The organism is Robertkochia solimangrovi (genome assembly GCF_007279655.1).
GTDB classification, from domain to species: domain Bacteria; phylum Bacteroidota; class Bacteroidia; order Flavobacteriales; family Flavobacteriaceae; genus Robertkochia; species Robertkochia solimangrovi.
This window is the reverse complement of sequence record NZ_QKWN01000017.1, coordinates 27,628-49,517: the sequence shown is the minus strand read 5'-3', so window position 1 is coordinate 49,517 and position 21,890 is coordinate 27,628. Positions and strand designations below refer to the sequence as shown.

Genomic DNA, 21,890 nt, shown 5'->3' with positions numbered 1-21,890 from the left:
AACCTCTTCAGAACTTCGCCGCCGCCGTAACTTTCGTTTCAGTAGCGGGGTGCAAAACTACAACCATTTTTTGATCTCGCAAGAACTTTTTGAAAAAAATTTTCAATCCCTTCTCAACCACTCTGCACCACTCTGTAAATGAACGTCTTTCCTCGTAAATACCGCTCTTGACAAGCGACCTTCAACCCGAAAGCGGGTGCAAATATAGAACTATTTTTTCCATACCTGCAAAGGATTTTTTAGAAAAATTTTGCCGCATAATTTCCACCCTTAATAATCAATGAATTACAAGTGAAAATAAATCAAAATGATCTTTGTATATGAAAAAGAACTCTACTCTCTTACAGAAAAAAATGAGCCTTAGCTCAGGTTACAATAGTAGGTAGGTTTTGAATTAAGCGGACTTCAAAGATAAAGAAAAAATTATAAACAGCACAACTATTTTTGATGTAAAGTACTGTCTCTCCATTTATTAGATAGATTGGCATAATCAAAATCCAGTGCCGACTCTTGTTTTTCCAACCGGTTTGAAGCAAATGCTCTTTGTAAAATATCTTCTATTAGATAATCTTCATGTACATTATCCGGGTCATAGACCTCTTTTAAAGAGATATCGAACATCTTCGCAGTCGTATTATACCAGAAAGCTCTCCATCCACTGCGAAGTTCCTTTACGAGATCGAATGTAGTTACACCGGTTTGCCTGTAGATAAGCTTCACCAGGATCTGTCCTTCCGTACGCGTCAGTTTCTTTAATTCGGCAGAAAATTCATCTTCTATAAACCGCTGGACGATTCTCGTATACCTGTTTCTGTCTGATCGGTTCCTGATCCTGGACAATCGATCGTTCAGATCCGTCAATCGTTCTGCAGCCATTTTAGCATACGGATATACCTTTAAGGTCTTTTTCCGCAATATGTAATAGCGCAATTTCTCATTATAAGAATTGAACCGTAAAGGCTGAAATATAAAGACCGGCTCCAACTCTACTTCATTCCTCGGTAATGAATCTCCATCGAAAAAAAATACGGGCTTGGCAATAGAATCCTCAACATCACGCCTTATCGTATCACGATCCTTTCGGACCTGAGACCAGGTAGCGGTAGTTATCAGACATACTATTATATATATTAGCTTTCTCAAGACCGATCGATTTGCTCCAAAATTAAATAATTCCCAATGTTGTCACTATAAAATATATGTGAATATTCTTATTTTCGTTATATCATTTAATTAAGGATATATGACGAAAAAGAAAATACTGAACGACAAATCTATCCAGTTTCTGGAAAAATATCTGAACAACCCTTCTCCTACCGGATACGAATGGGAAGGACAAAAGATCTGGATGGAATATCTGAAACCTTATGTAGATACTTTTATCACCGATACCTACGGAACTGCCGTAGGGGTTATCAATCCGGAAGCAGAATACAAAGTAGTGATCGAAGGACATTCCGATGAAATTTCATGGTATGTGAATTATATCACTGAGAACGGACTCATTTATGTAATCCGTAACGGAGGAAGTGATCATCAGATCGCCCCTTCAAAAGTTGTCCACATCCATACAGATAAAGGCATCGTTAAAGGTGTTTTCGGATGGCCGGCTATACATACCCGTGATAACAGTAAGGAGGAAACTCCAAAACTCGATAATATCTTTATCGATATTGGGGCTAAAGACCAGGAAGAGGTTGAGAAACTCGGCGTGCATGTCGGATGTGTTATCACGTATCCCGATGAATTCTTCATCCTGAATGAAGATAAATTTGTTTGCAGGGCTATCGATAACAGAGCTGGCGGATTTATGATCGCTGAAGTAGCGCGTTTACTTAAGGAAAATAAAAAAGATCTTCCGTTCGGACTCTATATCACTAATTCAGTTCAGGAGGAGATCGGTCTGAGAGGTGCCGAAATGATCACACAAACGATCAAACCCAATGTGGCCATCGTTACCGATGTATGTCACGACACCACCACTCCAATGATCGAAAAGAAAAAGCAAGGTCATACAGAAATCGGTAAAGGTCCGGTTATTTCCTATGCACCTGCTGTTCAGAACAAATTAAGAGAACTGATCCTGGAAACCGCTAAGGAAAATGAGATCCCATTCCAACGTATGGCGAGTTCCCGTTTTACCGGAACCGACACCGATGCATTCGCATATAGTAATGGAGGTGTGGCATCTGCATTAATTTCACTACCTTTGAGATATATGCACACAACCGTGGAAACAGTACATCGTGATGATGTTGAGAATGTTATACGGCTGATTTACGAAACCGTGCTTAAAATTAAACCGAATCAAAGTTTCAGTTATTTCGACTGATCTCAATGGATGAACTCATAGACATACTTAACGAAGACGGAGCCATCAGCGGTAAACAGCTCATGAAGTCTGAAGCCCACAGGTTGGGATTACTACACCCAACCATTCATGTTTGGGTTTATGATGCCGATGGTAAAATTCTTCTTCAACAGAGATCGTTCTCAAAAGACACCTTCCCCGGAATGTGGGATGTTTCAGTTGCTGGTCATATCGGTGCTGGTGAAGATCCAGCTGAATCAGCGCTTAGAGAACTGGAAGAAGAGATCGGAATGCAGGTGGAAATCGAGGACCTTGAATTCATTGGAACCAATCGCCATGAAGTTCGCCATAATAATGGTATCATCGACCGTGAAATGCATTATGTGTATCTCTGCCCGTTAAAAGTTCCTTTCGATGATCTGAAGTTACAGCATGAGGAAGTTCATGCCATCCGCTTCATCTCTGTAAATGCCTATGAAGATTTCCTGAAAGACCCGGAAAACCTCTGTTCATTTGTCCCTCACGATGAAAATTACCAGAATCTTGTTTTCCCGGCCTTAAAAAATATATCCCAATAAGCTTCCGGTCTGAACCTGACCGGAAGTCTGTCGGGTTTTCCACATTAGCTCAATTCCGCCTATCTTTACATTCCATCATACCCTTCAACGAATGAGAAATACCATTGCTGAAAGAATCGCAGATTTTCTAAAACGTTACCCTCCTTTTGATCTGCTTAAAACATCGCAATTATCAGAGATAGCGGCCGAAGTCAAGGTGATCTATGTCGAAAAAGGAAAAGTGATCTTTGAGGAAAGTCAGAAAGGTCATGATCAATTCTATGTGGTGCATAAAGGCGCTATAGATATTCAGCGCAACAATAACGGGAAAATCGAAAATCTCGATAAATGTGATGAAGGCGATATATTCGGATTACGACCTTTATTTGCAAAGGAAAGTTATATGATCACTTCCATCGCTGCAGAAGAAAGTATTCTTTATGCTATTCCGATCTCCATCTTTAAACCCATGGTACTGGATAATCAGCGTATGGGTGAATTCCTTATTGAAAGCTTTGCATCCAATACACAAACCCCTTTTTCCAAGGAACACCATGATATGCTTTACACCGGACGTGAGGAAGCATTTGAATCCACCGCACAATTATATGAATTACAACCCGCTCATTTTGTTAAGAATCTTGTCAGCTGTACCCGTGAGGAAACCGTCAAAGATGTCGCGATAAAGATGTCACAAAACAAAGTTGGATCGGTCATAGTAATAGAAAATGAATGCCCTGTTGGCATCATCACCGATAAAGACCTGCGCCTAACGATCGCAGTCGGTAAATATCCTATCGATGTGACCGTTGATAAGGTTATGTCTAAACCGGTGATCTGTTATCCTAAAGGCATAACGATTGCTCAGGCTCAGATCACTATGATGAAACATAATATCAGTCATATCTGCATCACTAAAGATGGAACTCCAAACAGTAAAGCTGTGGGGATAGTTTCGGAACATGATATCATAGTGAGTCAGGGAAATAATCCTTCAGTGCTGATGAAAGCCATTAAGCGTTCCCGAAAAACAAAAGATCTCAAAAACATACGCAGTAGAATTATGATGCTGCTGAATGGCTATATCCAGCACAATATACCGATGACCCATGTTTCAAAGATCATGTTCGAACTGAATGATGCTACCATAAAAAGAGTCATCGAACGTAGTATATTGAAAATGGACCGGCAGCCTCCGGTCAAATTTGCATGGATGTCTCTGGGAAGTCAGGGACGAAAGGAACAGCTGTTAACCACCGATCAGGATAATGCAATCGTGTTTCAGGACGTAAAACCTGAAGAGCTGGAAGAAGTCCGTGAATATTTCTTAACGCTGGCTAAAAAAGTAACCAAGCGACTCAACGCTATAGGTTTTGAATACTGCCCTGCAGATATGATGGCCAGTAATACAAGATGGTGCCTGTCTCTTAAAGAATGGAAAGAACAGTTTAAGAACTGGATCACCGAGGCCGGCGATGATGAGATCCTGTTAAGTTCGATCTTCTTTGATTATGATATTAGTTATGGGGATGTGAGACTCACCAATGAACTTTCCGATACGATCTTTAAATTGACGAACAATCACAAATTATTCGTCAATACCCTGGCAAATACTGCTCTTCGAAATCCTTCACCTCTTGGATTCTTTCGACAATTTCTGGTTGAGTCTAACGGCGAACATAAAGATTTCTTCGATCTTAAAAAGCGAGCTATAATGCCGATCACAGATGCTGCAAGGGTATTGATACTGCAGTATCAGGTAAAGAATATCAACAATACGGCAGAACGTTTTGAGAAACTAGCCGAACTGGAACCACAGAACAAGGAACTTTATCTATCCTGTTCCTATGCCAGCAAGGCATTGTTGAAATTCAGAACCAAACAAGGGATTCTACATAACGACAGTGGTCGATTCATCGAACTGGACACCTTAACCAAAGAGGAAAAAGTGAAACTTAAACGCTGTTTTAAGTCCATTCACGACGTACAGGAATTACTAAAGATCAGATTTAAAATTACCGCATTCCTATGATTCGCTGGTTCAAAAAAAAGGAAGAGCCGGAATATCCGGAATTCTGGAAAAGCTATGCCGCCAAGTTTTCCGACAAACCAGTGCAACAACTCGAAGATATTCGCTTTGTCGTGCTTGATACGGAGACCACCGGATTCGATTTCCGAAAAGACCGCATGTTATGTATCGGAGCGATCGGATTAAAGAATAATGTCATCGATGTTGCTGATTCCTTTGAAATTTACATCAAACAAGAACGTTTTAATCCTGAAACCGTAGCTATTCATGGAATCATTCGCAATGAAAAGGTAACGATGCAAACGGAAGCGGATGCCCTGACAAAGTTCCTGGAATATATCGAAGATGCTGTTATCGTCGCGCATCATGCAGGATTTGATCTGGGTATGATCAATCACGGATTGAAAAGGATGCATTTACCGAATTTGAAGAACAGTGTTCTGGACACTATGCCGCTCTATCGATCTACCCTAATCAATTCAAATTTTGTAGATAAAACAAGAGGATACAGCCTTGATGAAGTAGCCGAAAAACTTGTCATAAGCACCAAAGACCGTCATACTGCAGCCGGAGATGCGATGATCACTGCTATTGCTTTTCTAAAAATTTTGAGCAAATTGAAAAAATCAGGAGCTACCACACTCAAGGATCTCCTCAAGATCAGATAGCTCCGAACAATTGAAGTATTTTTAAGTATCTTATTCCAGAATCACTTCCGCTATGATCTGTTCCACAACTTCAGGATTCAGCAATGTGCTGATATCTCCAAGATTGGAAGTGTCATTCGAGGCAATTTTTCTCAGGATCCTACGCATGATCTTACCGCTTCTTGTCTTTGGCAAGCCTGGAACGAACTGTATTCTGTCAAGTTTCGCTATCGGACCTATATGCTCGGTAATCTGTTGATTGATCTCTTTTCTTAAATTCTCCCTTAAACGAGTCTCTCCGAATTCTTTCAGTATAATAAATCCGTACAGCGCATTTCCTTTGATATCATGAGGGAATCCAACGATAGCTGATTCAGCGACTGCCGGGTGTTCGTTGATGGCATCTTCTATAGGGGCGGTTCCCAAATTATGTCCGGAAACGATAACCACATCATCCACTCTACCGGTAATTCTGTAATAACCTACTGCATCTCTTAAGGCGCCATCACCTGTAAAATAACAATTGTTAAAAGCAGAGAAATACGTATCCCGGTAACGATCATGATCACCCCAAATCGTTCTTGCCATGGAAGGCCATGGAAACTTGATACATAAGCTTCCGTTTACGAGATTTCCTTTGATCTCCTCCCCTCTTTCATCCATCAATGCAGGTTGGATTCCGGGCATCGGTAACGTTGCATAGGTAGGAATAGTTGGGGTTACGTACGGAATGGGCGAGATCATAATACCTCCGGTCTCGGTCTGCCACCAGGTATCCACGATCGGAGATTTCTGTTTTCCAATATTATCGTTATACCAGTGCCATGCTTCCTCATTAATAGGTTCTCCTACCGAACCCAGCACTTTGAGCGAGGTAAGATCGTATTTATTTACATAATCCAGATTTTCCTTGGCCAAAGCTCTGATCGCTGTAGGAGCTGTATAGAACTGAGTTACTCTGTGTTTCTCAACCACCTCCCAGAATCTTCCGAAATCCGGATAAGAAGGTACGCCTTCAAACATAATGGTAGTCGCTCCATTTGCCAGAGGACCATACACTATATAACTATGCCCTGTAATCCATCCGATATCGGCTGTACACCAATATATATCCTCTTCTTTGTATTGAAATATGTTCTTAAAGGTATAAGCGGTATATACCATATACCCCGCTGTTGTATGTAACATCCCTTTAGGTCTCCCGGTTGATCCAGATGTATATAGGATAAAAAGAGGATCCTCAGCATCCATGATCTCAGGTTCACATGTGGTTGAGGCCTCATCCAACAGCGGCTCCAGCCATTGATCCCGTCCTTCTTCCATCGGTATTGCCTCCCCAGTACGTTTAACTACAAGAACGGTTTCTATCGAATCACATTGAGCTACAGCCTCATCCACAATACCCTTCAGATCTATCGTTTTGCTACCTCTGTATGAGCCGTCACTGGTGACCACCATTTTACAACTCGCATCCTTGATACGGGTAGCGAGTGCCGTGGAAGAGAATCCAGCAAAAACCACAGAATGTATGGCTCCGATTCGGGCACACGCAAGTAATGTAACTGCTAATTCAGGTATCATAGGGAGATATACGCAAACTCGATCGCCTTTTTTGACCCCCTGTGATTTCAAAACGTTTGCCATTTTGTTCACACGTTTTGACAACTCAGCATACGTAATATGCTGCGCAGGCTCTGCAGGGTCATTTGGTTCAAAAAGTATAGCGGTCTTATCTGCCCGGGTCATTAAATGTCTGTCGATACAATTTTCCGTAATATTCAATTTGGCTCCTTCGAACCATTTGAATTCAGGTTTGGAAAAATCATATTGCAGTACGCTATTCCATTTTTTTCGCCATACGAAATGTTCTTCTGCAACTTCTCCCCAGAAATTCTCAGGCTCCCGAACTGATTTTCGGTAGATCTGAAAGTACTCTTCAAAATTTTTAATGTGATAATTACTCATTCTTTAAAGCAAAATTGGTTTATGAATTTTTGCCCCCTTAAACTAAGGAATCCGTTTGGTTACGGTGGTAAGGGCTACTCAGCTTATCGAAAGATAAACTACAGAACAAGTATACGTAAAATTGATAATTTAATAAAAAAAGCCCTGATAAATCAGGGCTTTTATATATCTAATTAAGAGAATTTAACTATTTCCTAAAAAGTTAAGAACATTTTGCTCGATACGTTCATCGATATCATCGATATCCGCTTTGATAAATTTCTCTCCGGTAATATTTTCATAGAGTTCTATATAACGTTCAGAAACACTTTCCACATACGCATCTGTCATTTCCGGAATTTGTTGTCCTTCCAGCCCCTGAAAACCATTACTGATCAGCCATTGTCTTACGAATTCTTTCGACAACTGTTTTTGAGATTCATCCTTGTCCTGTCTTTCCTGATAACCTTCGGCATAAAAATAACGCGATGAATCCGGCGTATGGATCTCATCGATCAATACGATCTCGCCTGATGCAGTTTTACCGAATTCATATTTTGTATCTACCAGGATAAGTCCGCGATCTGCTGCGATCTCAGTACCTCTTTGAAAGAGTGCTCTCGTATATTTCTCCAGGATCACATAATCAGCTTCAGTAACGATCCCTCTTTTCAGAATATCCTCTCTTGAAATATCCTCATCATGATCCCCTTTTTCCGCTTTCGTTGCCGGGGTAATGATAGGTTCCGGAAACTTATCATTCTCTTTCATCCCTTCAGGCATTGGCACACCACATAACAAACGTTTTCCAGCCTTATATTCTCTTGCTGCATGACCTGAAAGATACCCTCGAATTACCATCTCCACTTTAAACGGCTCACACTTTTTACCAACCGCGACATTAGGATCAGGAGTCGCTGTCAGCCAGTTAGGCACCAGGTCTTCAGTTGCCTTCATCATCTTGGTGGCGATCTGATTTAATATTTGTCCTTTATAAGGAATCCCTTTAGGCATGATCACATCAAAAGCAGAAAGACGATCGGTCGCTATCATCACCAAAAGTTCATTTTCAAGTGAATAGACCTCTCTTACCTTTCCTTTATATACGTTGGTTTGCCCTGGAAAATTATAGTTAGTGGAAGTAATCGTATTACTCATTGTTTTGTAATTATATTATATGGTAAATCCATCGCAAATATACCATTAATTGACATGTGAAAAATGAAAAATCAGCTTTAAAAGATAATGAAAGGCATAATTTTAATGCATAGCGAAATGGTTGCCATATGAAAAATAATTCCTTACGGATGCAAAATTAATTTCGCATCCGACCCGGGCAGCTTACCATTGACAACTGATCTGTAAAAGTAAAATGCCATCCTTAACAGATGGCATTTATATAGCTATACTTTTAAATAGATCAATGAATTTGATAATTGCGGTTTACCCTGAATGTAATGAACCAGCCAGATGCGTAGTTCATCCAATTCATGTGGCAACAATCGCTTTGCTGCTTTCTCCAATTCTCTGCAAAAGAGAATAGAATCAAAGCTTACCTTCTGCAATACCGTTACGGTATATTCAAACATAGCTCTAGGCATTTTTTTTAGTATTTGGTTGTTCTAAATATACTTCAAACTTTTTATACATATCAATATTATATTGTTAAAAATAACATGCGTAAAATGTACATTTAATCTTATAGGGTCTAATTATTAACGAATTATCAGTGAATTTCTTATATAACTGATGAAATTAAATTTTTCTTAAAATCGCGATCAAAAATTTATTTGCCGATATCAAAACGGATATGTATGTTTATTCTTACTATGATCAAACGCAGTATTCTCCTCATTATTTTGGCAACTCTTACGGGTTGTGCAAGTCATTCCTCACGAAAGCTGAATAAGGAATGGACTCAGGACCTCAGAAAGGATTCATTTCAGAATCAATTTACAGGAATTATGGTATTCGATCCGGAAACCCAAGACACCCTTTTTAAATCTAATGCCGATAAATATTTTATTCCTGCCAGTAACACCAAGATCTTTACTTTCTATACTTCGTTGGAATATTTACCTGAAAAAGTGCCTTCCCTGAAATATAACTATGACCAGGACACCTTATACATAAGAGGAACCGGAAATCCGGCATTCCTTCACCCTGATTTCAGTAAGCAGGAAACCTTAGAATTTTTGAATAAATTCAGGTATATCAAACTAAGCACGGATAATTTCAAGGAACAATCATATGGTCCGGGTTGGGCATGGGATGATTATGATTACGGATATAGCGCTATGCGAAGTTCACTGCCATTATACGGGAATGTTGTTTGGCTTTTACCAGATCATTATCCCGATTTTATACCAGATGTATTTCCGGTTTATGATTCACTCCCCTATTCCCGCCGGGCTCCTAAAGAAAACGTTTATAAAGTTCAGAACAAACGTGACGATACCTTGCAAATTCCTTTTATACCAGACACCGCTGCAATCGCTAAGATCCTGAGAAAAACAATCTCAGGAGAACTAATTATGAAAGATCAATTATTCATGGAGACCCCTGAGATCTTTTACGACCAGAGCAGGGATAGTATACTAAAGAAAATGATGCTTGAAAGTGACAATTTCATCGCTGAACAATTATTGCTTATGAGCGCGGAGACCGTATTGGATACAATGACTACCCGTAAGATCATCGATCATGTTCTCAACAATTCTCTGAGCGGGTTAAAGCAAAAACCCAGATGGGTTGATGGATCCGGTTTATCGAGATATAATCTGTTCACACCGGAATCCATGGTCTATGTACTCTTACAATTATATAAGAAATATTCGTTTGAACAGCTACAAAAATTCTTCCCGGCGGGTGGAGAATCAGGAACCCTGAAGAATAACTTTAAGTCATCAACAACTCCATACATCTACGCAAAATCAGGAAGTTTAAGCAATAATTATAACCTCAGTGGTTATCTGATCACAGAAAGCGGAAGGGTATTGATATTCAGTTTCATGAATAACCATTACCGGGAAGCTACCACTACTGTAAAATATAACATGGAGCAAATGTTCGAATATCTCCGAAGTAATTATTGATACACTAAAACCGGTTATCACCATCAAGAAGATCGCCAAGGCCTCCAAGAATGCTGCCTTCCCCCCTGTCTTTTCCTCCACGTGGTATCGAAGCCAGAATTCTGCCTGCCAATCTGCTGAAGGGTAACGATTGAATGTAAACCACTCCGGGTCCTCGCAGTGTTGCAAAGAAAAGTCCTTCACCACCAAATATGGTATTTCGAATACCTCCCACAAATTCGATGTCATAATCTACCGAGCTTGTGAAACCTACGATACAACCGGTATCGACTTTCAAAACTTCACCGGCACGCAATTCCTTTCTCGATAAGGTTCCACCAGCATGAACGAAAGCCATTCCATCGCCTTCCAGTTTCTGCATGATAAAACCTTCACCCCCAAATAAGCCTCTTCCAAGTTTTCTGGAGAATTCAATACCCACAGAAACTCCTTTGGCAGCACAAAGAAAAGCATCTTTCTGACAAATGAATCGTCCTCCGTATTTTGTCAGGTCGACAGGAATTATCTTTCCTGGATACGGTGATGCAAAGCTCACTTTTCTTTTGGTCATATCGGTGTTCAGAAAAGCAGTCATGAATAGACTTTCACCGGTAAGTAATCGTTTCCCGGCTGAAAATAATTTTCCGAGTACACTATTATCCTGATTCGATCCGTCTCCAAAGATGGTATTCATCTGGAGGCCCTGATCCATCATCATAAAGCTTCCTGCTTCTGCAACTACAGCTTCCTGAGGATCGAGTTCGATCTCAACATATTGCATTTCCTCACCATAGATATGGTAGTCAATTTCGTGTGCGGTCATTTTTATCGTATTTTGATTCTATTATAGGTTTACAATCGATGAAAAAAGTTACAAGAGCGTTTATTTTTTTTAAAATAACACATTAAATCATTTCTAATTAGCCTCACATTTTTTTAGAGATCAGGATCGCAATTTTATGGTCCACTCAAACTGAAAGGTGGAAACTACGTCTCCTTTTTCGTCCTTTCCAATTGATTCCATCCAAAAGGTTTGCCCCTCTCCCGTTGCCAATGTAGCAGTTAACGCCTGATCTATGACCGCGCCATCCAAACATTCAAAGGTAATCCTACCTTTGGCTTTCTTTGAAAAGTTTGCCTTGTTGTTAGCCACCAGCATACTAACCGGTTTTCCGCATTCCCTGATCTTACCGATCAACATGGCGCCGGTTGACAATTCTGCTGCCATTCCCTGTACTGCCCAAAACATACTGTTAAACGGGTTTTGATTGATCCACCTGTGCCGCACAGATGTCACACATCGGCTATCATCGATAGCGCTTACCCTTACTCCACATAGCCAGGCTGAGGGTAATTTTATCATAGAGAACTGATTGAGCTTTTCCGGAGTTAATTTCATAATTACACGGGTTATAGTGCACAATTTATTCAAATTAAAGGATATCACCTAACCATCTAAATCTTAATAAAATGTTAAATTTAGGTACTATGTTTTGCATAATACCTTCTTTTAACTATATATTTGTATTGTAAATTAGTTGCTATAACCAATTAAGGTTATTAATCATCAATCAAAAAACCTGATCATCATGGATGACACCATCACCAAACAACATCGTAATGTGGCTTCAATCATCCACATTACAACTTTTTCCAAATACTTCATACCCTTTGGAAATTTTATCGTACCACTGATACTTTGGGTATCGAATAAAGATCGGTCAGCTTTCATAGACCACAACGGTAAACAGGCACTGAACTTCCAGATAAGTATTTTGATATACAGCCTAATTCTGGGTATTGCTTCTATTCCGTTCTTGTTTTTCAGTGCAATAGACTTTATACAACTTGCAAACATTCTGGACCACAATGTACACGACATCGACCTGCCAGTTGCCTCCCTAATGGATATGGGTGTTCAGCTGATCCCGGTAGGTGTAATGGGGCTCCTGCTTTTTGCACTGATGGTAATCGACATCCTTTGTACCATTATCGCTGCCATGCGATCGAGTCAGGGAATTACCTATAATTATCCAATTACAATGAAACTAATCAAATAACGCCAGTTCATTCATCAATCAATCAATCAATCAATCAATCAATCAACATTAATCAATCAACATCAATCATCAGACAATGAAAGATCCAAAGATCAAAAAACGAACAGTTCAATTTAAAGTACAATGAAACTATGAATATAGAGAACACAAAGGCACAGATGCGAAAGGGTGTTTTGGAGTACTGCATATTGTCGATCCTAAAGGAAGAAGATAAATATGCCTCTGAAATCCTGGAAACGCTTAAAGATGCCAAAATGCTTGTGGTGGAGGGTACTATCTACCCTTTGCTGACGAGGTTGAAAAATGCCGGCCTCCTCAATTACAGGTGGGAGGAGTCTACCTCAGGGCCACCTCGTAAATACTATGCCCTGACCGAGGAAGGAAAAAACTTTCTGTCAGAGCTTAATTCCACCTGGGAGGAACTGCGAAATGCAGTAAATTTAGTAACACGACAAAAAAACACTAACGATGAATAAGACCATAAATATTAATCTTGCAAATACATTCTTTCATATAGATGAGGATGCCTATCAAAGGTTGCAACATTATCTTGACGCGGTTAAGCGATCATTCGCTAACACTCAAGGTAAAGATGAGATCTTATCCGATATAGAGGCAAGAATAGCCGAGCTTTTCAGCGAAAGGCTTGAACATGAGCGTCAGGTGATCACGATGAAACAGGTTGATGAGATCATCGCCATCATGGGACAACCTGAAGATTATATGGTTGATGAAGAGATCTTTTCGGATGAACCCGGACAAAGTTCGGAGTACACGACAAAATCCGCCAAAAAACTATTCAGAGACCCGGATAATAAATATGTGGGTGGAGTTTGTTCCGGATTGGGATATTATCTCGGTATCGATGTACTTTGGGTTCGTCTGATATTCATTATCACTACCATCGTATCCGCAGGATTTGGAATCATAGCGTATATACTATTCTGGGTGCTGGTACCGGAAGCATCAACAACTTCTGAGAAAATTTCCATGACCGGAGAACCTGTGAATATCAGTAATATCGAAAAGAAGATCAAGGAGGGCTTCGACAACGTCGCTGATAAAGTGAAGAGCGTTGACTACGATCGCATGGGAAAGAATGTAAAGGATGGTTCCAGAACTTTTTTCGATACAGTGGGTAATATCCTGGTATTCCTGCTGAAGATCATTGGAAAATTTATCGGGATTATCCTGCTACTCGTTGCTGCTGTAGCCTTAATCGCGCTATTTGTTGGTCTGTTTACTGCCGGTTCCGTAGATCTCTTTGGCAATCATCACTGGACTGACTTTGTAAATCTGGCCGTGGATATACCCCTATGGGTGATGTCGCTTCTGTTGTTCCTGGCTGTTGGAATACCTTTCTTTATGTTATTCTATCTCGGACTTAAGATTCTGGTCGACAACATGAACTCTATGGGTAATTTCGCTAAATATTCATTACTGGGTATTTGGATACTGGCAGTTTCTGCGCTAATCGGCATGGGAATCAACATCGCATCACAACATTCATTCTCCGGGCGACATTTGCAGACCGAGCCGCTGACCATGGATGTACAGGACACCCTGATCGTAGGTATGCGCTCAAACAGCTATTATGATAGTCGTTATCTCAGAAACAGTGAATTCGATATCGTAATGGATGGAGACTTTAAAAAACTGTATTCCGATGATATTCGATTCTATATCAAAAAGGCTGAGGAAGGTGAAACCAAACTTGAGATTCTCAAAGAGGCGAAAGGTGGAAATTATGAAGATGCGACCGACCGGGCAGAAAAAATTGATTTTTCATACTCATTAAATGGTAACAAATTACTTCTCGATGATTATTTAACCACTAACTTTGAGAATAAATATCGGGAACAACAAGCCAGAGTATATATCTATGTGCCTGTAGGCGGGATCGTGAAACTGGAAAAAAGTACTTACGGTCATATAGGAAGTATTGAAAACGACCGCGATTATTATCGTTCGATGATGATCGATCACCTTTGGCAGATGACCGACGATGGTGAATTGAACTGTCTCGATTGTGCCGAGTTAGAAACCGAAGAAGGTGATGAACCTAAAGATCAAGATCAGGTAGAGACCACCGATGAAGCCGGAGATGCTGATTCAATTAAGGAAAATATCAAGACCGATAGCGTAATACAACCAAAAACAGATACGCTAAAGGTTCAGTAGAAATACAAATCAATCATCAAAAAACAATCAAAAATGAGCACATTAATCAAAGTAATCACAGCCCTCGTACTATCGGCTTTCATGGCCTCCTGTAACCTCGGACTCAATTTTTCAGGGGCACAGGGTAACGGAAATGTAGTAACCGAATCCCGGTCAGTAAGCGGGTTCGATAAGATCCATGCTTCTGAAGGACTAGATGTAGTGGTGTCACAAGGTGCAACTACCGAAGTTAAAGTTGAAGCCGATGAGAATATCATGCCTCTGATCTTAACAGAAGTTTCGGATAACACCTTAAGAATTCATTGTAAGGATCCAATCGGGAAGGCACGCTCTAAAAAAATATTTGTAACCGTTCCGAGTTTACGTGAACTCTCCGTTAGCAGTGGTGCCGATCTTGAAAGTATGGGGCTGGTAGAATCAGATAATATTTCTCTCAGCGCAAGCAGTGGAGCTGATCTTAAAGTAGAGATCAAAGCAGATGATGTACATTGCAACACCAGCAGTGGCGCAGATATTCGTGTCGTTGGATCCGCAAACAGCATCAATGCCGATGCCAGCAGCGGAAGTGATATCAATGCAGACGATCTGCAGGTTAAAACTGCAATTGCGAACGCCAGTAGTGGAGCAGATATATCGATTAATGCTACAGAAAAAGTTACTAAAAAGACTAGCTCCGGCGGAAGTATTCACATTAGTGGAAGTGCTGAGATCGTAAAGAACGATTAATCAATAAAACAAGCTTTCATTTCTTTAATAACCAACCAAAAAGACGGAACCTTCAAAAGTTCCGTCTTTTTTTTATACAAACCATCGCTATTTTATGTCCGAACAGGTATTATTTCAACTAAAATTTTAAATTGCATGGTATTAACCGATAAACCTAAATCCTAACAAACAATATGACTGATATACGCAAATATATCCTGCCCTTATCCTGTCTGGCACTTTCCCTGTTTTCCTGTGAACCAAAGGACAACCTGAAACTGATCAATGAAGACATCTCAGAAGTTCGTTCCCGGTTTGCTCCTGATAAACGTGTGGCAATCTTTAATATCGAGAGCGTAAATGATAACGGCATGCTTATCCTCAAGGGTGAGTCTGATAAACCTGAAGCGATCAAGGCTCTTCAGGAAAAACTGGATGGTCAGCATATACAATTTACCGATAGTATCGAGAGACTGCCTTCCCAATCCCTGAACGATAGCATCTATGGGATTATCAATATTTCAGTTGGAAATATCAGATCGCAACCCGGGCATTCAGCCGAACTGGCAACCCAGGCTACTTTAGGCACCCCTGTTAAAGTACTCAAGCGTTCCGGAGGTTGGTTTTTGATCCAAACACCCGATCAATACATCGCCTGGATAGATGGAGGCGGACTACAATTGCTGAACAGTGAACAATATGAGAACTATAAGAATACCGAGAAACTTATCTACCTTAACAACAGTGGATGGGCCTATGCATCTCCAGAGGCTGATGCTCCTGTAATCTCTGACCTGGTTGCCGGTGCCCTATTGCCCATAAAAGGTGAAGTGAACGGATATTTTGAATTTGAATATCCTGATGGAAGAAACGGTTATATTCCAACAAATACTGCAGAAAGATATAAATCCTGGCAGGAGAAACCAACTTTAACCGCAGCAGAACTAATCAGTACTGCAAAATCCTTAATGGGACTCCCCTATCTTTGGGGAGGAACATCTCCCAAAGGAGTCGATTGTAGTGGTTACACCAAGACCATCTATTATTTAAACGGAATCGTATTACCTCGTGATGCAAGTCAGCAGGTTGCTTCAGGTGAATTAATCGATAGCTCGGGTGATTTCAGTAAATTAGAGCCAGGAGATCTATTGTTCTTTGGAAGAAAGAATGATGATGGAAGTGAACGCGTGATCCATGTAGGAATGTGGATCGGAAATAATGAGTTCATTCATTCGTCCGGAATGGTTCGTATCAGTAGTATGGACCCGGATGCTCCGAATTATGATTCATACAACCGTAAAAGATATCTGAGATCAAAACGTATACTGGAAACAGGAGGTAAAGGAGTAATCGACCTGAGTCAGGAAGATATTTTCTGAATTTATCAGCGATAAACCAAATAAAAAAGCCGAAGAATAATCTTCGGCTTTTTGTATATATAGATTGGAATTTATCTTTCCGCTTCACTCTTCACTACCAGTCGGAATCCTTCTCCGTGGATATTCAGAATTTCCACGTCTTCATCCTTTTTCAAATATTTTCTCAACTTAGCGATATAAACATCCATACTACGTGAGGTAAAATAGTTATCATCTCTCCAAATTTTGGTTAGAGCAAGTTCTCTTGGCATTAGATCATTTTCATGTAACGCCAGTAATCGAAGGAGCTCATTCTCTTTAGGAGAAAGTTTAATCGGTTCTTCCTCTTTATAGGTAAGGAACCTCAATTTTGAATTCAGGTGGAAATTTCCGATTTCGAATTCAAATTGTTTACTGTCTGCCAATGATTCGGTTGATTTACGTTGTAGGATCGCCTTGATCTTAAACAACAATACCTCTGAATCGAACGGTTTGTTCAAATAATCATCGGCTCCAACCTTATACCCTTTTAAAACATCTTCCTTCATGGTCTTTGCTGTGAGGAAAATGATCGGAATGTTCTCATCCTTCTCTCTGATTTCCTTAGCAAGCGTAAATCCGTCTTTGTAGGGCATCATGACATCCAGTATACACAGATCAAAATTATCTTTTCTGAACTTCTCATAGCCTTCCATACCATTCTTGGCAAGCGTGACATCAAAGTCGTTCATAGATAGATAATCCTTTAGTACAACCCCGAAGTTGGGATCGTCTTCCACTAATAAAATCTTTTTATTTACTGTTTCCATAATACTATATTAAAGGTATCTTTACAAAAAAGGTACTTCCTTTATCTTTTTCACTTTCGGCGTAAACCTCGCCCTGGTGGTCATCCACGATACTTTTCACATAAGCAAGTCCTAAACCGTGACCTTTTACATTGTGAATATTACCGGTAGATTCCCTGTAAAATTTTTCAAAAATTCTTTTGAGCACCACTTTGCTCATTCCTGCTCCATGATCTTCGATTCTGATCACTACATTGTTCTTAACGTTTTCCGTGTAGATATCGATCACCGGAGCTTCCGGAGAATATTTATTTGCATTATCAAGTATATTCACCAGAATATTGGTCAAATGAAAATCATTCCCCAAAATCTCACTGCGTGCTGCATCGAGATGTTGCGTAATAGTTCCACCGCGATTCTCCACCATCAAAGCTACATGTGCAACGGCTTCTTCTATCAGTTCATGGATATCCACCTTATCTTTTGTGATATCCATCTGATTTTTTTCCAACTTTGAAATCCTCAATACATTTTCCACCTGAGCATGCATCCTTTTGTTCTCATCCCTGATCATTTGAAGATATCGCTTAACCTTGTCGGTATCTTCGAATGCCTTAGGATTCTTAATCGCATCCAACGCAAGATTAATAGTTGCTATCGGCGTTTTGAACTCATGGGTCATGTTATTGATGAAATCCGTTTTGATTTCAGAGATCTGTTTTTGTCGGATCAACTGATACAAAGCACTTGCATAGGCAATTATAATGATCAGGGTGAACACAACAGACAACAACGCCATCTCGATGATCGATGAAATCAGGAACCGTTTTTTATTCGGAAAACTGATCAACAGATCATAATTACTATTTCCATCACTATCCCTGAAGATCGACGTTTTAGACATCGAGGCATCCACACCCTTAAAATCATGAGTTTTTACACGAGTAGCGAGTCCGTTACTATAGACACCGAATTCGTAATGCAAACCGATTCCGCGATCCTGTAATTCCTGTTGCAGGATCAGGTCTATTTCCTGAACACTTACCCGTTTATGGATTGGAACTCTTTTGGCATATTCCCGGAAACCATCATTTAAAAGAAGTTGCTGGGTTCTGTCAAGATTTCCTATTTTCTCTATCCTTTCAACCGGTGAGTATACTTTACCATCTATACCATATTCCTCCTTAAAAACCTCGGTAGTTCTTCGTGAGGTAAAATTCTTCACGATCAGGGAATCGGTACTGTTTTCAATGAACGAAGGCGGGATTCCATATTCTTCCTCAAGTATACCGTGTCGGTACACAAAGGTTTCATTGTTATTATCCTCCCTTTTGATCAGTATGAACTCATCAAATCGGGAAGCTTCCATAATCCCTACACTATCATTAACTTCAAGTGCCATATCAAGGTAACGACGTAATTCATTTTCTTCCACTTTCTCTGAAACGGATTGCAGAACTTGCGAAATATTATTTGAAAACTGTTCCTCCTTGTCCTCTACGGCTGTCTTAATCCAGTAGCCCTGAACGAAGATTATTCCTATTAAGGATAAACTCATCAGAATTACCAAAAGCACAAATAAGCGTCTACTCATTTCGTCAAAATTAAGGCTTTGTAATAAGGTTTGTTAAGCATTTAACCTTACATTAACAAAAATGTTAAATTATTTGTTCTGTTTAATTTTTTTAATTAAAAAACGGTGTACAGCGTCAACCATGGCCTTGGTTTCGCTTAATTCGAGATTTTCTATGACAAAGTCTGAGCGTAAAATCTTAGACTTTTCAGGTAACTGATGTTTCATCCTGGCTTCAACCGCATCACGACTTATTTGATCTCTGGTGATCACCCTGGATATTCTCACCTCACGTGGAGCGGTTACCGTGATCACCTTATCACATAGATTATCCCCACCGTGTTCAAAGAGAATTGCTGTTTCATAGATCACATAAGGTGCTGTCTGTTCATCCACCCATGAAATGAAGTGTTTTCTTACAGCAGGATGAATCAGTGCGTTTAATTCCGCAAGTCTTTTTTCGTCACCGAATACCTGACCAGCCAAAAATTGTCGGTCTGGAATATTCCCTTTATAAGAAGCTTTACCAAAAGCGGCAATAATACCTGCTCTCAGTTCCGGATCGGTTTCCATAAGATTTTTTGCTTCCTTATCAGCGATATAAACCGGTATCCCCAACTTTGAGAACATCTCGGCTACGGTCGATTTTCCGCTACCGATACCTCCGGTCAATCCTACGATCATGATCTTTTTATTAAATATTCTACTTTGCTGACCATCAGTGTGGCACTATTCACAAATGAGGGCTTTTCTTCGATCTTTAGTAAAAGATATGAGGAATTATTACTGATCTCCTTATAATCGCAGATTACTTTAAACCCAGATGCCTCAAGTCTTTTAAGGTCATTGATCCCTGCTTTACAAAGTATACGGGCCTCTGAAGGAAAAGTTTTTACACTTACCCTGTCGGGAACATTTATTATCGTTACAGGAACGTCGATTATCTTTTCTGAATACTGTGTAACCACCCCGCTTACCGCTACCTTATTCAGGGAAAGCATGATCGATTTAAGTGAGTCAGGAGCTACCAGTGCGATCTCTTTTGAAAAATCACTGTTTAAATCGGTAAGCACCAATTTTTTTGTTTTGATATAAGTCAATTGATCTACCTGATCTTCAGGCCCCCGTATATTCACGCTATCAGGAATGACCACCACAGTATCTCCTAATTGGTGATCACTTTGAAAGGTCAGATCCAGATCAGGAACCACCTTCACTCTTTTGATCTTATTGACCCCTAGTTCAACTTTCAGCGTATCCTGTAATACCCGTCTCACATCAAGTGATTTAAACTGGCTTCTGAGATCATCCTCAAGATCTTCTCCGGTAAGAAAGAATTCAGAACCCTTTTCTTTAAATCCGGCGACGTTTACTGATAAACTCTGCCTGAACAACCGATAACCCAGCAATCTGAAACCACTGGCACCAACATTTGCCTGCAGGGTACGCGGTGGATCACCAAGCATTAACTTCGAATCCGGTACATTGGTATAATCGATTTTCAATGTGATCTTAGAGGTATATTGATCAGAAAGTGTAATCATAAACCATAAAAGGAACGAAATAATCACAAAGCCGATAAAGACAGTAGCTTTCGGCTTCTTTAAAATAAACTTTACATTTTTGAATAATCGTGATGGCATCTATGAAAAGAATAATTCAGGAAAAACCTCCCTGGGATTTCGCCTTAATAAGTTAATGAATAATTCAGATTTGGCAAATGCAATGCCATAACCTATAAACTGGATCAAAATCGCCAGCACGCTATAACAGGCAACTAATAGTGAGCCTTCTGAGTACCAAGCGCCTGCAAATATCATGAGCAGATAGACCAGATACAGATAAAGTAAATAAGGAAATCCGACTAAGCAAAGTATCAAAGAAACCAACATTCCTGTGATAAAAAGCGTGGGAAACCAATACGTAATCTTTTTCGATTCAGGATGCCATCGATTCAGGATCGGTCTTGTCAACCCAAATTTCCGGACTTGTTTATAAAACAGCTTCCATGAAATTCTGCGCTTGTGATATACATAGGCCTCAGGTAATAATCGGGTTTCAAATCCATTCTTCCACAACCTCAATGTCAGATCGGGATCTTCTCCGGGGTGAATATCACCAAAACCTCCACTACGCTCAAAAGCCTTTCTGGAAAGCCCCATATTAAAACTTCTGGGTTGAAACTTACCGACACTTCTTTTATTTCCCCTGATACCTCCTGTGGTGAAGATTGAAGTCATCGTATAGTTAATAGCTTTCTGGAGGGTCGAAAAACTTTCATGGGCCGCATCTGGACCTCCATAACAATCGACATACGCTTGTTGCAGCGCCCTTTTAACTTCATTTAAATAGTGTGGCGGCAGTAAACAATCTGAATCAAGTATGATAAAATAATTGCCCTTCGCCCTCGACATACCATAATTCCGTGAATCCCCGGGCCCGCTATTCGCCTTTTGATAATAGCTGATGTTCAAGTTTTCAGAAAAATCTTTTACCACTTGTTCCGCAGTAACCTCAGAGCCATCCTCCACGATCACGATCTCGAAATCACGCCCGCCATCCATTACCGACATACTAGCCAGTAATTCACCGATCTCATCCGGCCTGTTGTACACAGGAATTATAAAAGAAAAATCAAGTTCCATAAAGGGTATTCTCAGGAC

The 21,890-nt window shown here is 40.1% G+C and carries 21 protein-coding genes; 10 read left to right on the top strand and 11 right to left on the bottom strand.

All coding sequences use genetic code 11. The annotated features are described in order from the left end of the window. Nucleotides 1–438: 438 nt before the first annotated feature. Entirely contained in the window at nucleotides 439–1,143 is a 705-nt protein-coding gene (locus DMZ48_RS18275) for a DUF4294 domain-containing protein (RefSeq protein ID WP_143956619.1), read from the bottom strand. Between the two features lie 100 nt (nucleotides 1,144–1,243). On the opposite strand from DMZ48_RS18275, the gene DMZ48_RS18270 reads away from it, so the two are divergent. The 4 genes from DMZ48_RS18270 to DMZ48_RS18255 all read left to right on the top strand — a co-directional run bounded on the left by DMZ48_RS18270 (nucleotide 1,244) and on the right by DMZ48_RS18255 (nucleotide 5,565). After that, complete coding sequence (locus DMZ48_RS18270; RefSeq protein ID WP_143956618.1) at nucleotides 1,244–2,332, top strand: M42 family metallopeptidase; 1,089 nt, start codon at nucleotides 1,244–1,246, stop codon at nucleotides 2,330–2,332. A gap of 5 nt (nucleotides 2,333–2,337) precedes the next feature. Then, on the top strand, nucleotides 2,338–2,889 hold the full coding sequence (locus DMZ48_RS18265) for an NUDIX hydrolase (RefSeq protein WP_143956617.1): 552 nt from the start codon (nucleotides 2,338–2,340) through the stop codon (nucleotides 2,887–2,889). A 91-nt stretch (nucleotides 2,890–2,980) separates the two neighbouring features. Then, nucleotides 2,981–4,900, top strand: a complete 1,920-nt coding sequence (locus DMZ48_RS18260) for a DUF294 nucleotidyltransferase-like domain-containing protein (RefSeq protein WP_143956616.1) — start codon at nucleotides 2,981–2,983, stop codon at nucleotides 4,898–4,900. Next, nucleotides 4,897–5,565 carry a 3'-5' exonuclease gene (locus tag DMZ48_RS18255; RefSeq protein WP_143956615.1) on the top strand — a complete coding sequence of 223 codons (669 nt, stop codon included), beginning with the start codon at nucleotides 4,897–4,899 and terminating at the stop codon, nucleotides 5,563–5,565. The genes DMZ48_RS18260 and DMZ48_RS18255 overlap by 4 nt, the downstream gene beginning before the upstream one ends. A 30-nt stretch (nucleotides 5,566–5,595) precedes the next feature. On the opposite strand, the gene acs is transcribed toward DMZ48_RS18255, so the two are convergent. From acs to DMZ48_RS18240, 3 genes are all read right to left on the bottom strand, one after another. Further along, nucleotides 5,596–7,509, bottom strand: coding sequence for an acetate--CoA ligase (gene acs, locus DMZ48_RS18250; protein ID WP_143956614.1), 1,914 nt, complete (start codon nucleotides 7,507–7,509; stop codon nucleotides 5,596–5,598). Between the two features lie 183 nt (nucleotides 7,510–7,692). Continuing rightward, nucleotides 7,693–8,646: a phosphoribosylaminoimidazolesuccinocarboxamide synthase gene (locus DMZ48_RS18245; RefSeq protein WP_143956613.1), complete on the bottom strand. Its 954-nt coding sequence runs from the start codon at nucleotides 8,644–8,646 to the stop codon at nucleotides 7,693–7,695. Nucleotides 8,647–8,891: 245 nt separating this feature from the next. Continuing rightward, entirely contained in the window at nucleotides 8,892–9,089 is a 198-nt protein-coding gene (locus DMZ48_RS18240; RefSeq protein WP_143956612.1) for a hypothetical protein, read from the bottom strand. 213 nt (nucleotides 9,090–9,302) lie between these two features. On the opposite strand from DMZ48_RS18240, the gene DMZ48_RS18235 reads away from it, so the two are divergent. Further along, complete coding sequence (locus tag DMZ48_RS18235) at nucleotides 9,303–10,583, top strand: D-alanyl-D-alanine carboxypeptidase/D-alanyl-D-alanine-endopeptidase (RefSeq protein WP_143956611.1); 1,281 nt, start codon at nucleotides 9,303–9,305, stop codon at nucleotides 10,581–10,583. 4 nt (nucleotides 10,584–10,587) lie between these two features. Here DMZ48_RS18235 and DMZ48_RS18230 read toward each other — a convergent pair whose 3' ends face one another. Both DMZ48_RS18230 and DMZ48_RS18225 read right to left on the bottom strand, forming a co-directional pair. Beyond that, nucleotides 10,588–11,385, bottom strand: coding sequence for a TIGR00266 family protein (locus tag DMZ48_RS18230; protein ID WP_143956610.1), 798 nt, complete (start codon nucleotides 11,383–11,385; stop codon nucleotides 10,588–10,590). A 120-nt stretch (nucleotides 11,386–11,505) separates the two neighbouring features. Beyond that, entirely contained in the window at nucleotides 11,506–11,961 is a 456-nt protein-coding gene (locus tag DMZ48_RS18225) for a DUF4442 domain-containing protein (protein WP_143956609.1), read from the bottom strand. A 190-nt stretch (nucleotides 11,962–12,151) separates the two neighbouring features. On the opposite strand from DMZ48_RS18225, the gene DMZ48_RS18220 reads away from it, so the two are divergent. The 5 genes from DMZ48_RS18220 (at nucleotide 12,152) to DMZ48_RS18200 (ending at nucleotide 16,887) form a co-directional block, all read left to right on the top strand. After that, entirely contained in the window at nucleotides 12,152–12,622 is a 471-nt protein-coding gene (locus DMZ48_RS18220; RefSeq protein ID WP_143956608.1) for a DUF4870 domain-containing protein, read from the top strand. Between the two features lie 131 nt (nucleotides 12,623–12,753). After that, on the top strand, nucleotides 12,754–13,098 hold the full coding sequence (locus DMZ48_RS18215; protein ID WP_143956607.1) for a PadR family transcriptional regulator: 345 nt from the start codon (nucleotides 12,754–12,756) through the stop codon (nucleotides 13,096–13,098). After that, nucleotides 13,091–14,803 (top strand): PspC domain-containing protein, encoded by a 1,713-nt coding sequence (locus DMZ48_RS18210; protein ID WP_143956606.1) that lies wholly within the window; start codon nucleotides 13,091–13,093, stop codon nucleotides 14,801–14,803. Before DMZ48_RS18215 ends, DMZ48_RS18210 begins: the two co-directional genes overlap by 8 nt. A gap of 33 nt (nucleotides 14,804–14,836) precedes the next feature. Next, nucleotides 14,837–15,529, top strand: coding sequence for a head GIN domain-containing protein (locus tag DMZ48_RS18205; RefSeq protein WP_143956605.1), 693 nt, complete (start codon nucleotides 14,837–14,839; stop codon nucleotides 15,527–15,529). 173 nt (nucleotides 15,530–15,702) lie between these two features. Further along, the gene (locus DMZ48_RS18200; RefSeq protein ID WP_143956604.1) at nucleotides 15,703–16,887 is read left to right on the top strand and encodes a C40 family peptidase; all 1,185 of its coding nucleotides are present in this window, start codon (nucleotides 15,703–15,705) and stop codon (nucleotides 16,885–16,887) included. A gap of 71 nt (nucleotides 16,888–16,958) precedes the next feature. Here the strand turns inward: DMZ48_RS18200 and DMZ48_RS18195 are convergent, their stop codons facing one another. The 5 genes from DMZ48_RS18195 to DMZ48_RS18175 all read right to left on the bottom strand — a co-directional run bounded on the left by DMZ48_RS18195 (nucleotide 16,959) and on the right by DMZ48_RS18175 (nucleotide 21,872). Further along, nucleotides 16,959–17,675, bottom strand: coding sequence for a response regulator transcription factor (locus DMZ48_RS18195; protein ID WP_143956603.1), 717 nt, complete (start codon nucleotides 17,673–17,675; stop codon nucleotides 16,959–16,961). Between the two features lie 4 nt (nucleotides 17,676–17,679). Beyond that, a complete protein-coding gene (locus tag DMZ48_RS18190) occupies nucleotides 17,680–19,248 on the bottom strand; it encodes a sensor histidine kinase (RefSeq protein ID WP_143956602.1) in 1,569 nt (522 codons plus the stop codon). Between the two features lie 69 nt (nucleotides 19,249–19,317). Then, on the bottom strand, nucleotides 19,318–19,911 hold the full coding sequence (coaE, locus tag DMZ48_RS18185) for a dephospho-CoA kinase (RefSeq protein ID WP_143956601.1): 594 nt from the start codon (nucleotides 19,909–19,911) through the stop codon (nucleotides 19,318–19,320). Continuing rightward, nucleotides 19,908–20,870, bottom strand: coding sequence for a CdaR family protein (locus tag DMZ48_RS18180; RefSeq protein ID WP_143956600.1), 963 nt, complete (start codon nucleotides 20,868–20,870; stop codon nucleotides 19,908–19,910). Before DMZ48_RS18180 ends, coaE begins: the two co-directional genes overlap by 4 nt. Further along, on the bottom strand, nucleotides 20,871–21,872 hold the full coding sequence (locus DMZ48_RS18175; RefSeq protein ID WP_143956599.1) for a glycosyltransferase family 2 protein: 1,002 nt from the start codon (nucleotides 21,870–21,872) through the stop codon (nucleotides 20,871–20,873). It lies immediately after the preceding gene. Nucleotides 21,873–21,890: the final 18 nt, after the last annotated feature.

Bases quoted from the DNA above. Each gene is read 5' to 3' on its own strand.
- DMZ48_RS18255 (WP_143956615.1), top strand. From the start codon at position 4,897: ATGATTCGCTGGTTCAAAAAAAAGGAAGAGCCGGAATATCCGGAATTC.
- DMZ48_RS18180 (WP_143956600.1), bottom strand. From the start codon at position 20,870: ATGCCATCACGATTATTCAAAAATGTAAAGTTTATTTTAAAGAAGCCG.
- DMZ48_RS18270 (WP_143956618.1), top strand. From the start codon at position 1,244: ATGACGAAAAAGAAAATACTGAACGACAAATCTATCCAGTTTCTGGAA.
- DMZ48_RS18230 (WP_143956610.1), bottom strand. From the start codon at position 11,385: ATGACCGCACACGAAATTGACTACCATATCTATGGTGAGGAAATGCAA.
- DMZ48_RS18240 (WP_143956612.1), bottom strand. From the start codon at position 9,089: ATGCCTAGAGCTATGTTTGAATATACCGTAACGGTATTGCAGAAGGTA.
- DMZ48_RS18245 (WP_143956613.1), bottom strand. From the start codon at position 8,646: ATGAGTAATACGATTACTTCCACTAACTATAATTTTCCAGGGCAAACC.
- DMZ48_RS18175 (WP_143956599.1), bottom strand. From the start codon at position 21,872: ATGGAACTTGATTTTTCTTTTATAATTCCTGTGTACAACAGGCCGGAT.
- acs (WP_143956614.1), bottom strand. From the start codon at position 7,509: ATGAGTAATTATCACATTAAAAATTTTGAAGAGTACTTTCAGATCTAC.
- DMZ48_RS18260 (WP_143956616.1), top strand. From the start codon at position 2,981: ATGAGAAATACCATTGCTGAAAGAATCGCAGATTTTCTAAAACGTTAC.
- DMZ48_RS18200 (WP_143956604.1), top strand. From the start codon at position 15,703: ATGACTGATATACGCAAATATATCCTGCCCTTATCCTGTCTGGCACTT.
- DMZ48_RS18220 (WP_143956608.1), top strand. From the start codon at position 12,152: ATGGATGACACCATCACCAAACAACATCGTAATGTGGCTTCAATCATC.
- DMZ48_RS18265 (WP_143956617.1), top strand. From the start codon at position 2,338: ATGGATGAACTCATAGACATACTTAACGAAGACGGAGCCATCAGCGGT.
- DMZ48_RS18210 (WP_143956606.1), top strand. From the start codon at position 13,091: ATGAATAAGACCATAAATATTAATCTTGCAAATACATTCTTTCATATA.
- DMZ48_RS18225 (WP_143956609.1), bottom strand. From the start codon at position 11,961: ATGAAATTAACTCCGGAAAAGCTCAATCAGTTCTCTATGATAAAATTA.
- DMZ48_RS18190 (WP_143956602.1), bottom strand. From the start codon at position 19,248: ATGAGTAGACGCTTATTTGTGCTTTTGGTAATTCTGATGAGTTTATCC.
- DMZ48_RS18205 (WP_143956605.1), top strand. From the start codon at position 14,837: ATGAGCACATTAATCAAAGTAATCACAGCCCTCGTACTATCGGCTTTC.
- DMZ48_RS18215 (WP_143956607.1), top strand. From the start codon at position 12,754: ATGAATATAGAGAACACAAAGGCACAGATGCGAAAGGGTGTTTTGGAG.
- coaE (WP_143956601.1), bottom strand. From the start codon at position 19,911: ATGATCGTAGGATTGACCGGAGGTATCGGTAGCGGAAAATCGACCGTA.
- DMZ48_RS18235 (WP_143956611.1), top strand. From the start codon at position 9,303: ATGTTTATTCTTACTATGATCAAACGCAGTATTCTCCTCATTATTTTG.
- DMZ48_RS18195 (WP_143956603.1), bottom strand. From the start codon at position 17,675: ATGGAAACAGTAAATAAAAAGATTTTATTAGTGGAAGACGATCCCAAC.